Source organism: Amycolatopsis sp. NPDC101161 (genome assembly GCF_044768185.1).
Lineage (GTDB): Bacteria > Actinomycetota > Actinomycetes > Mycobacteriales > Pseudonocardiaceae > Amycolatopsis.
The window spans coordinates 954,039-967,416 of sequence record NZ_JBIWPI010000005.1 but is presented as its reverse complement, the minus strand read 5'-3'; the positions used below and the strand labels follow the sequence as shown (position 1 = coordinate 967,416).

The window sequence follows — 13,378 nt, the reverse complement described above, 5'->3', positions numbered from 1 at the left end:
CGGAACCCCTCCGTGACCGGTCGCTACTGCAGGCGGATCGGGTTGACGATGTCCGCGGTCACCGTGAGTAGCGTGACCGCGCCGCCGATGAGCACCAGCACCATCGTGATCCCGGACAGCCTGGTGTAGTCGACGGGCCCGCCGGCCACCTTGCCCCGCCGGGCGCGGATCCAGTCGCGGACGCGCTCGTACCAGACCACCGCGATGTGGCCGCCGTCCAGGGGCAGCAGCGGCAGCAGGTTGAACACGCCGATGAAGAAGTTCAGGCTGGCCAGCAGGAAGAAGAACAGCACCCAGATGCCCCGCTCGACGGCCTCGCCGCCGATCCGGCTCGCGCCGACGACGCTGACCGGGGTGTTCGGGTCGCGCTCGCCGCCGAAGATCGCGGTGACGACGGCCGGGATGCGCTGGGGGAACTCGACGAGCCGCTGGGCCGTCTCGGCGAACATCGTGCCGGTGAAGCTGAAGGTGGCGCCGACCGCGGCGACCGGGCCGTACTGGGTGGTCACGGCGGGCTGCTGCGGGGAGGCGCCGATCATGCCGACCTCCTTGACGCCGGCGCTGGTCCAGCGCTGCACCTGGGGCACGTCGACGATGAGCGCGAGCCGCTGGTCACCGCGCTGGACGTCGAACTCGGTGCGCCCCTTGGTGGCCTGCACGGCCGCGAGCATTTCGGTCCAGCTCGCGACCGGCTTGCCGCCGACCGCGAGGACCTTGTCGCCGGCCCGCAGCCCGGCCGCTTCGGCGGGCCGCACGGCCCCCGGCGGGCAGCTGGTGTCCTTGGCCTGCTCCTCGGTCGTCGCCGACCGCGCGCAGGACGTCGCCGACAGCACCGGCGTGGTGTCGGCGGGGGCCAGGTTCGGCAGGCCCATCGTCACGGCCATCAGGTAGAGCACGACGAAGCCGAGGATGAAGTGCGTGACCGACCCGGCGGACATCACGACCGTGCGCTTCCAGGTCTTGAACCGCCACATCGCGCGCGGCGCCTCGTCCGGCGTCACCTCGTCGAGCGCGGTCATGCCGGCGATGTCGCAGAACCCGCCGAGGGGGATCCACTTGAGGCCGTATTCGGTCTCCCCGCGGCGCCAGGAGAACACTGTGGGCCCGAAGCCCACGAAGTACCGGCGGACCTTCATGCCGAAGGCCTTGGCCGTGACCATGTGGCCGGCCTCGTGCAGTGCGACGGAGACGCAGATCCCCAGCGCGAAGAGCACCACACCGATGATGTAGGCGAGCACCCGCTACTTCCCCTCGATGATCGAACCGGCCCGCGCGCGAGCCCAGCGCTCGGCGGCGAGAACGTCCTCGACGTCGCGCGGTTCGCGACGCCACTCGTCGGCGGCTCCCACCACCTCGGAAACAGTGTCCACTATCGACGTGAAGCCGGTGTTCTGCGCCAGGAACGCCGCGACGAGCTCCTCGTTCGCGGCGTTGTACACGGCGGGCAGGCAGCCGCCCACCGTGCCGCAGTGGCGGGCCAGCTCGACGGCCGGGAAGGCGTCGTCGTCCAGCGGCTCGAAGGTCCAGGTCGCGGCCTTGTCCCAGGTGCAGGCGGGGGCGGCGTCGGGGACGCGGTCAGGCCAGTGCAGCGCGAGCGCGATCGGCAGCCGCATGTCGGGCGGGCTGGCCTGGGCGATCGTCGAGCCGTCGGTGAAGGTCACCATCGAGTGCACGATCGACTGCGGGTGCACGGTGACGTCGATCCGCTCGGGCTCGATGTCGAACAGCAGCGCCGCCTCGATCAGCTCCAGGCCCTTGTTGACCAGGGTGGAGGAGTTGATCGTGATCAGCGGGCCCATGGACCAGGTCGGGTGCGCCATCGCCTGCTCGACGGTGACGTCCGCGAGTTCGGCGCGCTTGCGGCCGCGGAACGGGCCGCCGGAAGCGGTGAGGACGAGCCGGGCGACTTCGTTCTGGCGGCCGGCCCGCAGCGCCTGCGCGATCGCGGAGTGCTCGGAGTCGACGGGCACGAGCTGCCCGGGCTTCGCGGCGGCGAGCACGAGCGGCCCGCCGGCGATGAGGGACTCCTTGTTCGCGAGCGCGAGGGTGGCGCCGGTGGCGAGCGCCTTGAGCGTGGGCTCGAGGCCGCGGGAGCCGGGCAGGGCGTTGAGGACGGTGTCGACTTTGACGGCGTCGATCAGCTCGGTGACGGCGTCGGAGCCGGCGAAGAGGCGGGGGAGCTTGAAGTCACCCTGGGAGTAACCGCGCTTCTGGGCCTCGGCGTACAGCGCGAGCTGCACATCTTCGGCGGCGGTGGCCTTGGTCACGGCGACGGCTTCGACCCCGTGGGCGAGCGCTTGCGCGGCGAGCGCGGCCGGATCGGCACCGCCCGCCGCGATGCCGGCCACCCGGAAGAGGTGCGGGTTGCGGGCCGCGACGTCCAGGGCCTGCACGCCGATGGACCCGGTGGAGCCGAGCACGAGAACGCTTCGCGAGGTAGTCATCGCGGGTCATTGTCGCGCGGGGCGTCTCCGCGGCGCACCCGGAGGTTCGGTGGGCGGTGGGCCGGTCCGGGGCTCGTCACGCGAGCGGGGTTCGCAGCGCGGCCCGGGAGCGGTGTTTCGGAGCTCGCGGGAGTGGCCGGCGCCACGCGGGGCGTCTCCGCGGCGCACCCGGAGGTGTGGGATCATCGGCGCGTACGAGGTTCACGGGTCTTGAGGAGTTCATCGTGGCAGGCAAGGCGGTCGAGAAGCGGCCCGAGGTCGACCCCCGCGACGAGCCGTCCGCGGCCTGGGGCTGGCACGGTTCGTTCCCGAAGGCCACCCGGATCGCCGGCTGGGTCAGCGCGGTCATCCTGCTGGTGATGATCAAGGGCAACCACGAGAACAACACCGAGAACGTCTGGCTCGTCGGCCTCTCGCTGTTCCTGATCCTGCTGCTCGTGCTGGACATCCGCAAGCAGCGCACAGCCTGGCGCAAGTAGTTCGTTTCCGGCTAACGTGCCGGGCATGAAGCTGCGCTGGGGTCTGGCTCTCGTCGGTGTTCTGGGTGCGTTGCTGGTGGCGCCGGCTACGGCATCCGCCGCCCCGGTGTTCACCCAGTGCTCGTTCACTCCGACGCCTTCGAACCCGGCCGCGCGGCCGGTGGTGCGTCCGCTGCCGTTCGCGTTGACGCGCGGGACGGTCGACGTGACGTTCCGGTTCAACTACGGGCCGGTGACGGTGCGCCTGAACCGCGCCGGCGCGGCGCCGTGCGCGGTGCACAACATGGTTTCACTGATCCTGCAGCGGTTCTACGACCATTCGCAGTGCTGGCGGCTTTCGAACTCTTCTCGGCTCGGTGTTCTTCAGTGCGGGGACATCTACGAGGTCGAGAAGGGCGGGCCGGGATACAAGTTCCCGGACGAGGTCACCGGGGCGGAGACCTACCCGCGCGGGACTGTCGCCATGGGGAACCAGGGGCCGGGGACCAATGGGTCGGAGTTCTTCATCGTGCATTCGTTCGCCAACATCCCGGCGAACTATTCGGTGCTGGGGACCGTGGTTCAAGGGATGTCGGCGATCGACCACATGGTGGCGGACGGGATCATCCCGACCGACCCGAACGGACCGCTGGACGGGGCACCGGCACACCCGGTGAAGATCCAGCGAGCTTCTGTCGGCTGGTAGGCCGGTCGAACTACGTCGGCTCACGCGCGTCAAGGCGAGGACGAGCGACTCCGAACTCCACTATTCGCCTCGGCAGCAGACTCCGTCCAGCGACAACTCCCGTGGCCGCGCAACACGGCGCATACTCCCAGCTCACACCAGAAATACTTCACTCCGGAGACGCACCGTAGTTTGGATCCCGAAGCCGCTCTTCGACCGGCTTTTGCCCCGGCGGACGGAACCAGAACTTGCCGCTCCTCTCGTCGAAGCTGCTGAGATAGCCAGTCACCGTATCGCCCACAGCGTAATGATCATCATCATCGATGTAGAGCGCGTCGATGAACCCCAGATGAGAAAGGCCGAGGTCCAGCCACACACCCCAATAGAAGACATCGACCACCTTCCCTTCAGTCAGCGTTCCGAGCAATTCCAGCTCGCCGTCGCCCATTTCAAAGGAGCCGTCAGACATTATTTCCCCAACAGGGATCGTTTGAACTCATTAAGCACCCCAAAAAGTTCTTTAGGAATAATAACCTGCTGACGCGGCTTGCCGTCATATTTGGCCACAAACTCTTCAAACAACTCGTCGAACTTATCACGTGGAATTCGGATTTTCAGGACTTCGGGATCGTAGCCGCCGCGTCTCGAGTAATCGAGGGCAATCTTCCTACCCTCCTCGCCCAGGCCAAAGTAGGCGCTCCCGTCTGGATACGAGCGCCCTGGCGAGCCTGGGAAGTCCGCCGGATCCAACCCCTCATCCAACCATTTCTGTGTTTTCCCCTTGCGCGGCGCCTTGAAGATGTCGACCCAGGGTAGCTCGGCACCAGCCTTGCCCACGTCTTTGGCCGCCTGCTTTCCCAGCGACTCGGCTGTCTTGATCCCGAGCTTCCCAGCCGACGCGGCCCAGCCTCCGACCGGGATCATCGCCGCGGCCGAAAGGGCGCCATCGAGCACGTCGCCCTCGGCGAAGTACCAGATCGCGTTGATGCCGTCCGCTACCTCGCCGACCACCGGGATCAGGCCGATGATGTCCAGTGCTGTGTGACCCAGCTGGGCCCAGCCCTCGGCTGACAGCCAAGACCACGAGAAGTCGATGTCGCCGTTGAGGCTGAAGCCATGGCCGTGTCCGTGTCCGGATGGGGACGCCGGGCTGTCCCCGCCCAGTTCCGAACCCGGGGTCTGCCCGACCGTCTTCACGACCGGGTCAGGGCCGACCACAGCCTCGGTGATCTTCTGGGTGTTCGGGTCTCCGACCACCGTCTCCGCCACAGCGGACGCCGGCAGGTCAGGCGACGAAGAGACCGGCGGCTGGAGGCCGCCGCTCGAGCCGTAAAGCGGCTGCGTCGCCGCTTTCGGGATCGGCAGGGGGTTGTGCTTGGCCGCCTCCTGAGCCGCGGCTCGGTAGTCGATCACCGGCGGCGCGCTGTGCCCACCCCCGCGACCCACGCCCTTGCCGGTTCCCGGCTTCCCGCCGCGCCCCGTCCCGGTGCCCGGCTTGGACGCGGGTCCCGGGGTCCAGCCGTCGCCGACCAGGTCCCAGGCGTTGAACGGGTCGTACCCCTGGTTCGGGGGCGCAAGCTGCAGCTCCGCCCCACGGTCCGGCGCCGGACGGCTTTCGACCCACTTGCACGCCGCGAAGACGCCGATCCCGGTGTAGCAGTACCAAGGCAGGTGACCATCCGGGTCCACAGTGCTGACCGGCGAGCCGTTGCCGTACGTGTAGCGGTTTCCCGCGATGGACGGGCTGTCCGGCAGGTCGATACCGTCCCGTGCCGTGAACGAGCCCGTCGCCGGGGTGTACCAGCGAGCGCCCATGTCGACGGCGCCGGTATCGGGGTCGGTGTAGTCGGACTGGTAGCCCAGCGAGCCGCTCGCGCCGGTGGACGCGACACGCTCGCCGAACGGGCTGTACGACGTCGAGCCGGTCACCCCACCCGCCGGAGCGGGATCGAGACCGCCGACCACGTCGGCGTGCGCGTCCGTCAAGGCGAGCTGCGCCGCGCCCGACGACGTCCGCTGGGCCAGCAGCTCCCCACCCGCACCACGCGCGTAGGCCGCCGTTCCGTCCGAAACGAGTTCACGACTGCGACCGTCGTACTCGAAGTTCTGCCCGTTCCGGCTGACCGTGCGGTCGAGACCGTCGTAGGCGTACGTGCCCTGACCACGGCGGACCTGGCGGTCGAACGCGTCGAACTCCGAGGTGACGGTGCCGTTCGCGTCGGTGCGGGACGCGAGAACCCCGCGCGGCTGCCAGGTGTACGTCGCCGCGCCTTCAGTGAGCTGCCGGTTGCGTGCGTCGAAGGTCGAGACCGTGCTTCCGGCCTTCGTCCGGTTGCCCGATGCGTCCCAGGCGTAGTCCGTCTTCGTGGTACCGGCCGTCCAGGAAGTCAATCGGCCCGCGAAGTCGTACTCATACGCATTGGACTGCGTACCGCCTGGCCCCGAGGTCGTCTTCGACGTCAGGCGATCGTCGAGGTCGTAGCCGTAGCCGATGGACGTGAGGGTGTTTCCGCCGGCTCCCTTTACGGTGTCCGACGCCGGCCGTCCGAAGTCGTCGTAGGTCAGCACCCGTTTCCGGTCGCCGTAGCCGATCTCCGCGGGTGCGCCCGCCGCGTCGTAGCCCACGGACTGCACCACTCCGGTCAGACCGTCCGTCTGGGTGGCGAGACGCCCGCGGGAGTAGGTGAACGCAGTCGTGCCGGCGGCGTCGGTCCGCTGCCGCAACCGGCCGGAGCCGTCGTACTGGTAGGTCGAGGTACCGCCAACCGGTCCTGCTGTGGTCAGGAGCGCGCCGCGATCGTTGTAGGTGAAGACGCGATCGCCGCCGGGCGTGTCGACAGTCTGCAACCGCCCCGCCAGGTCATAGCTTCGCCGGTGCGGTGCTGTCTGCTCCGCCGTTCCGGCGCCTGTCTCTCCGGTGAGCTGCCCGAGCGCGTCGAACGTCCGCGTCCGAGTGATCGATCCGGGCGCGGAGAGCGAGACCGGCGCCCCGGTGAGGTCGTAGCCCGTGGTCCAGGTCCGTGCGGACGGCGTCGGATCCGCGGTCGTCGAGGGCTCGATCGTCGACTCGGTCAGGCCGAGCGAATTGAACGTGCTGATCGTCGAGTGGCCACGGCCATCGGTGACGCGTGTGCGCTGGCCCGCGACGTCGTACCCATAGGTGGTCGTGATCGACTCGGTGGCCGAAACGGGTTCCTGCTGTTTGACGAGGCGAGACGCGTTGTCGTAATCGTACTGAACCGACCGGTTGTACGGGTCGGTCGTCGACAGCAGGTTTCCCACCGCGTCGTAGGCGGCAGCTGCCTTGCGGAGGATGTGATCCGCCGCGTCCAGGTCGTACACCGCGGTGGTGCGCCCTGCTGGGTCGATGCTCCGGTACCTGGTTCGCCCGCGGCCGTCCGTGGTGCGCACCTGGTTTCCCGCGAGGTCGTACCCGAACTGGGTGACGACGTCGGCGGCGTCCGTCTTGCTCGTCATCTGACCGAGCACGTCGTAGTCGTACCGATCGACCTCGCCGGTCGGCGCCGTCACAGTCTTCAGATTGCCGGAGTCGTCATAGCGCAACTTCGTCGTGTAGGCGGCGGGTTCAGGTCGCCGCTCAAGCTGGGTACGGGTGATCGGCCGGGCGAGATCGTCGTAGGTGGCCTCGATCCGCGCGCCGGTCGGGTCCGTGGCGGACAACTGCTCTCCCGCGACGGTGTACGCGTACCGCCAGACCCCGCCAGGCTGGTCGCCGGCATCGGCCTTCGGGTCGATCTTCTCGACCAGCCTTCCGAGCTGGTCGTAGCGGTAGCGCGTGACTGCTCCCAGCGGGCCGGTCACCGCGACGACGTTGCCCGAGGGGTCGTACTGGGTCCGGGTGACGGCCTTGGCGCCTTGCTGCTCCCCCGGCTTGCGGTATTCGGGCGACGCCGATTCGACGACCCGCCCGGCGCGGTCGTAACGGGCTGTACTCACCCGGCCCGCCGGATCTTGCAGATCAGTGGGCTGTCCGAAGGTGTCGTAGCCGAAGATCACCTTGGGCCGAACCGGAGCCGGCGCCCCGCCGTCCGACTCCGCGGAAACCAGCGCACCGGTCACCGACGTCCGCAGCCCGAGCTTGTCGTACCCGAAGTTCGTGGTGAAAGGCACCGGGTCGGCGCCGGGCAGATTTCCGCGTGGGTCGACGACCGACGTGACCAGGCCGCGCTGATCGAACGTTCGCGTCGTGGTGAGCTTCTCCGCCTGCCGGTTGTAGACGGTATCGGCGACCTTCCGGCCCGCCAAGTCGTAGCTGTACTCGCTCGTCTCGACTCGTCCGGTGTCGATGCGCGAGCTGTTGGAGCTGAGGCCGGTGTGCTTGACCTTCGTCAGGTCGCCGGCTGCCGAGTAGGTGAACTCGCTTCGGTTCGCGAGCCCGGCCGGGTCGACGGTCTGGGCGACCCGACGACCCGAGGTGTCGTATTCATAGGTGGTGACCATTCCGCCCGCAGTCGTTTCCTTCACGACGTTCCCGGCCGCGTCGTAGACGAGCTCGCTCTGGGTGATGGAGCGTTTCGCGGCGGCGGGGTTGTCCGGGTCGGAAACGTCGGTGGCGATCGTCTTCCACAACCGGTCGTCGGTGTAGTACTGGAACCGGGTCGTGCGCCCCATGGCGTCGGTCTGCCGGATCAGCCGCCCGGAGAAGTCGTACGCGTAAGAGGCGAGGACCAGCGAGTTCTGGAGCACACCGTCGCCGCTGCCGTCACCACCATCGGCGCCGGCATCGGTCGGCTGGCCGTGCCACGCCCGGAGGCGGACCTCGGCGATCGCGTTACGCGCGGTGTACGCGTACTCGTACTTGTTCCCGTCGGGATCGACGACCCAGGTCCGGTTGCCGAAGGTGTCGTAACCGAAGAACTGGCTTCCGCCTTCGGGATCCGTCACCCGGCTCGGCCGACCGGCGGAGTCATACTCCGTGGCGGTGACCCGAACCGGGTCGCCACCGGTCAAGTCCCGGTCTTCCACCCGAGTCACGTTTCCGTCGGCGTCGTACTCTGTCGCCTGCTGTCCCGTGTGCGTGACACCGGTGACAGGATTGGCTGAACCGGGGGTGGTGATCGATGTCTGCCGGGACAGTGCGTCGTAGGCGTAGGTCGTGGTCAAACCGGCCGAGTTCGCGTCGCTGATCTGTGTCTCGGTCTTCTTGCGGCCGAGGACGTCATAGGTGAACGAAGTCGTGAGCCCCGCAGCGTTGACGATCTTCGCCAGATCGCCGTTCTTGTAGTAGGAGTAGCGGATTGTGCCCCCGCGCGGGTCCGTGGTCAGCTCGATCAGCCCACCCGGCGCGTTGCCCCCGCCCACCGCGGCTTCCGTTCCGTCCGTGTAGGCGTGCCGGACCACAGCGCCGTCTGGCGTCGTCTGGGTCTCCAGCAGCCCCGCGCCGGTATAGGTGTAGGTCGTCGCGTACGTCGGGTCTTGCGCGTTCGCCGACCTCGCGTCCCGGGACGACAGCACTTTGCCGTTCCTTGGATCGGTGAAGTCGGCGGTGTTGACGTAGTAGGTGCTGTAGGTCGTCTGGCAGTTGCCGGGAGCGATCCGGCAACTCGTCTGCGAGACGATGTTCCCCTGCTCGTCGTGCACCAGCACGACCTGGTTGCCCAGTTCGTCGCCGACCGTGCTCTGGAAGCCTTTTTCGTCGTAGTCGTAGGTTCGCACCCCGAGTCCCATGACGGGGCCACCGACCCAGGTGCCACCACCGACCGGGCCACCGCAGAAACCCGGTGGAGCATCGGACGGGCAACCGGGCACCGGTGGCGGCGCCGGGTTCCCGACCCCGTCGCGCCGGTCTTCCGGCCTGATTCCGAGACCGAGCGGCGCGACGTAACGGAGGATACGGCCGCGGACGGGGTCGTAATCGTAGAAGTGCAGGCGGTTGCCCGGATCCGTCACCTGGACCGTGCGCACGATGTTCGTCGCGGTACCGGTGACCACCGGCGACACGATCTTCCAGTGACCGCCGTTCCGATCGGTGTAGTCGCTCAGCCGATCGGCCGACTGGTCGTACCCGAGCTGAGCGGCTACTCGCCCGCTCGGCAGGGTGATCTTTGAAACGTAGTCCGCGGTCGTCCGCGCTCGGTAGTGCGCCTGTGCGGCCGTCTGTCCGAGGGCGTACTCGTAGTACGCGACTTCGTCGATCTGTCCCGAGAAGAACCTGCGTGAGGTGGCACCCCAGGCAGGCAATCCGGACGGATTGGCCGCGTAGGCCGCGCCGACCTGGTTGTACAGCAACTCGTCGTGCGTGATTTCGCCGTTGGCGCTGCCGACTTTCTGCCCGTCCAGGTAAAGCGTCTGGACAGCCAACGAACCCGCGAGCACCACGTGGTGCCACTGGTCGTCGGTGACCGTACCGGCGCTGGTCATGGGTGCCACTGCGCCGTTCTGGAACTGCCCGCGCAGTTTGCCGTCGGTCCCCACGTAGAGCAGCGGAGCCCCACTCGTGGAAGCGTCCGTCAGGCGTGACTTCTGGTAACCGACCAGCGGACCGCCTTGAGCTGTCCTGAACCAGAGCTCAACGGACAGATCACGGTTCTTGCGGAACGTTCCGTCGGGCAATGTCATGGTCGACGACGTCCCGTTGAACCCGCCGGCGGTGTCTGCCGAGTCGGCCAGCGGACCGGGCAAGCCGAGCGCGACGTCCTTGAGCGTGCCCTTGTCCTTGCCGAGGTTCGAACCGATCTGGCTCCCGGCGTCGGTGCCACCGGGCTCGCCGAGGCGCCAGTACGACGAAGGCCGGGAATCGACGACCGCGCTGCGGTAGTGCGACCCGGTCACCTGGTCGTAGCGGGTGCAGCCGCCATAGGGATCGCAGACCTTCGTCAGCTTGTCGCCGTCGTAGCTGTAGTTCCAGGTGAGCTGTTTTCCGTCGACAAGGTCGGTACTGACCGACGAGACGTGGTTCCCGCTGTAGGTGAAGTAGAAGATGCGGTCACTGGTTCGGCTGATCACCCGTTTCAGGTGGTCGACCGTGCCGTAGTCGAGTTCGACGTGGCGACCGGCTTGGTCGTAGACCGCGATGAGCCTGCCGTCCGGCCGGAACTGGTAGGTCGTGTGCTCCTGGTCGACCAGTACCCAGCCACCGCCGGCCCCTTCGACCTCCGCCCGGAAGTTCGCCGGGCGTCCGTCGGGTGCCGCGAATGATCCGTCCGCATTCCGGCCGAAACGGATCTGCTGGCCATCGGCGACGGTCACGACGACGTTGCCGGACCCGTCGTCGTCGGGTGTGACACGCATGTCGTACCGGGTGGACCAGCCTGTACCGAAAAGCAAGTCACGCCGAGGGTCGAGGCTGTTGTAGGTGCGCGCGATGGAGAGCTCGGGTCCAGACACGTTGGCGGTCGCGTCGATCGCGCTCGAGTGGTAGTTACCGGTCTGCGGGTCGAAATCAGCCTGACTGCCGCTGTAGGGGGAATTCGCCAGATGCGATGTGATCTCCGGTTGCGGTACAGCAGTCAGCAGATGGCTCGGGGTGAGTTTCTGGCTCTCGGACGTCCCGTCGAACGCGAATGCGCGCCACTGGTAGTCCTTGCTCCAGCGCAGTGCGCCGACCGGTACCGTCCACGTCCGCTTCGCCACGTAGCCGGAATCCGTACACCCGACACCGGTCTGCGATCCATCAGGATTCTGCTGGTACCGCTCGCAGATCTCGAAGCGGTACTTGAGCGCACTGTTGGGTGGCGCGTCGACGTCGACCGCGTCCAGCCACAGTTGCGGGGTCAGCGTCGGCGCCGAATAGCCGTTCGGCGGATATTGGGCCTTCACCACCGGTGGGACGTCGACGACTTTGAGCGCGAGCCTGATCGGCGGGATCTGCTCGTCGGTGAACCACGGACCACCCCGGCGAAGCATGCTGAAGTCGAAGAGGTAGTCACCCGGCTCGATGGCTTTGATGGTCGCTTCGAGTGTCACGCTCCCTCCGCGAGGGATGTCTCCAGGAAGCGAAGCCGCCTCGGTCGAGGCGACGACCGCGCCGGTTGTGCGGAAGGCCCGGTAGCCCAATGCGTATCCACCCGAGGTCCACGTCTCGGCTCCCCGGTTGGTCACCGTGACCTTGATCTTCCCGTTCTGCGAACGTGTCACGGGAGGATCCACGGTGGCCGACTCGATCCGGTATTCCGCGTCGTAGATCGAGTGGGTCACGTACAGCTGCGGCGGGTTGGCGGTCCGGTGACCAGCGAACTTCTTCCAGCCGAACGGGTCCGTCTCCGAGCCGCGGATGGTCAGCCCGTAGTTCGCCTGCGCCCCTGTCACCCAGCGTTGGACCAGGTCGCGTCCGGCATCTCCCAGGTTGATCAGTTCGTACGCCGCGGGGCAGCTCGAGCGGGTCTGCCCTCGGCCGATGTACCCGTGGGCGAAAGAGGAATCGGCCAGCGGCGGTCCGAACCCCGGGCCGGGGTAGCCACCGCTCGATCCCCAAGGGGAAGTCACCGCGTGGACTGTGAGCGGCCGGGGCTGGCACGACCAAGACCACGATTCGGCAAGGTTGAGAGCCGCACCGAAGATCTTGTGGTTGCGCAGGCGATCCTGCACACCGTCGAACGCCAGGTAGCTCGCCGCCTTGATGGCGCCGGTCGTGCCGGCCTTCAGCTCGGAGCCCCCGTCGAACCTGCTCCCGTCCTGGACGACCATGCTCGCGTTCGCGGCCGACGTGTCGACGCTGGGGTCGACCTCGACCGGGAAACGGCGCGTCGGATCGTTCAGCCAGCCCTGGTCCAGATCCACCTGAAGGGCCGGGCCGCTCTTCGACTCGATGATCCGGTAGACCACCCCGGTCGAGGTGGCGGGCTCACCGGTGACGGGGTCGCGGGATGCATCGGACATGAACCCGGCCGGAATGTGCGCGCGCTCCTGTCCTCGCTGATCGAGCAGGGCGACGCGGCCGTCGATCACCGCCGGGCGAAGCCCTTGCAGCTGAAGGGGGAAGAGCCAGGACCGGGGCGCGTCGGGCGTCCGGAGCACGACGGTTTCCTTGACACCACCGGGCACGACATCCAGCCGGACGTCCGAATCGGGCCGAATCGCCGGGTACGTCAGCGTGCCGCCGGTGACGACACCGGCCGACGGATTCGCCTGACCGACCGCGTACCCGAACGCGTGCTCCTGGTCCAGCCGGACCCCGACCAGGGGCGTTCCCGTGCCGGTCGCGGAAAACTCAAGCCCCACGGAGTCAGCGGAATTGCGCCAACCACCGCCTGTGCGCGGCACCACGGTCGTGTCGATCGGCTGGTAGCTGCCGTCGGGCGAACGGTAGTTGACGTCCTCGGCGTTGAACTGAGTCGTGAGGGTGCCGTCCGCGTTGGCGAAGGTGCGTTCCTTCGCTGTACGCCGATCCGGGAGCTCCTTGCTGCGGGCGCTGTCGAATCCCTTAAGGCTCGTCGGACCGGCCGTCGTCCGCACCGGGGTGCCCGGGGGCTGACCGGCACCGGTGATCGGTGGGTACTTCGACTGCAGGGAACGCGGGCCGGCCTGGTTGCCGGGTCCAGCCGGGGCGTCTTGGTAGTCGGCGGCCGAGCCTGCCTTCTGCCGCGGTGCGAGCGCCATCGCGGCCTCGAGCCGCTCGGCGTCGTCGAGCGACCCCGGAGCGTCGAATCGTCCGGCCGGACCGGCGATGCCGGCGACCAGCGCAAAGACCAAGAGGACCAGCAGAGCTCGGCCCGCGCGAGGACGGCGGATCAAGCGGGAGCGCGAACGGAAGGACATCGTCGGTCACCTCGAAGATCGGGAAGACTGGGGATCGCGGGCACGCGACACCCCGGACGGTCCTGTCGGCCGGA

The 13,378-nt window shown here is 68.0% G+C and carries 6 protein-coding genes; 2 read left to right on the top strand and 4 right to left on the bottom strand.

The window, feature by feature from the left end:
- Window positions 1-23: 23 nt before the first annotated feature.
- The gene (locus ACIRSS_RS38035; protein ID WP_400903835.1) at window positions 24-1,238 is read right to left on the bottom strand and encodes a M50 family metallopeptidase; all 1,215 of its coding nucleotides are present in this window, start codon (window positions 1,236-1,238) and stop codon (window positions 24-26) included.
- Between the two features lie 3 nt (window positions 1,239-1,241).
- Entirely contained in the window at window positions 1,242-2,444 is a 1,203-nt protein-coding gene (gene dxr, locus ACIRSS_RS38030; RefSeq protein WP_400903834.1) for a 1-deoxy-D-xylulose-5-phosphate reductoisomerase, read from the bottom strand.
- 224 nt (window positions 2,445-2,668) lie between these two features.
- On the opposite strand from dxr, the gene ACIRSS_RS38025 reads away from it, so the two are divergent.
- Both ACIRSS_RS38025 and ACIRSS_RS38020 read left to right on the top strand, forming a co-directional pair.
- The gene (locus ACIRSS_RS38025) at window positions 2,669-2,923 is read left to right on the top strand and encodes a DUF2631 domain-containing protein (protein WP_400903832.1); all 255 of its coding nucleotides are present in this window, start codon (window positions 2,669-2,671) and stop codon (window positions 2,921-2,923) included.
- Between the two features lie 25 nt (window positions 2,924-2,948).
- Complete coding sequence (locus ACIRSS_RS38020; RefSeq protein WP_400903830.1) at window positions 2,949-3,608, top strand: peptidylprolyl isomerase; 660 nt, start codon at window positions 2,949-2,951, stop codon at window positions 3,606-3,608.
- Window positions 3,609-3,756: 148 nt separating this feature from the next.
- Here ACIRSS_RS38020 and ACIRSS_RS38015 read toward each other — a convergent pair whose 3' ends face one another.
- Both ACIRSS_RS38015 and ACIRSS_RS38010 read right to left on the bottom strand, forming a co-directional pair.
- A complete protein-coding gene (locus ACIRSS_RS38015; protein WP_400903828.1) occupies window positions 3,757-4,056 on the bottom strand; it encodes a hypothetical protein in 300 nt (99 codons plus the stop codon).
- Window positions 4,056-13,304, bottom strand: coding sequence for a LamG-like jellyroll fold domain-containing protein (locus ACIRSS_RS38010; protein ID WP_400903827.1), 9,249 nt, complete (start codon window positions 13,302-13,304; stop codon window positions 4,056-4,058). Before ACIRSS_RS38010 ends, ACIRSS_RS38015 begins: the two co-directional genes overlap by 1 nt.
- Window positions 13,305-13,378 lie beyond the last annotated feature (74 nt).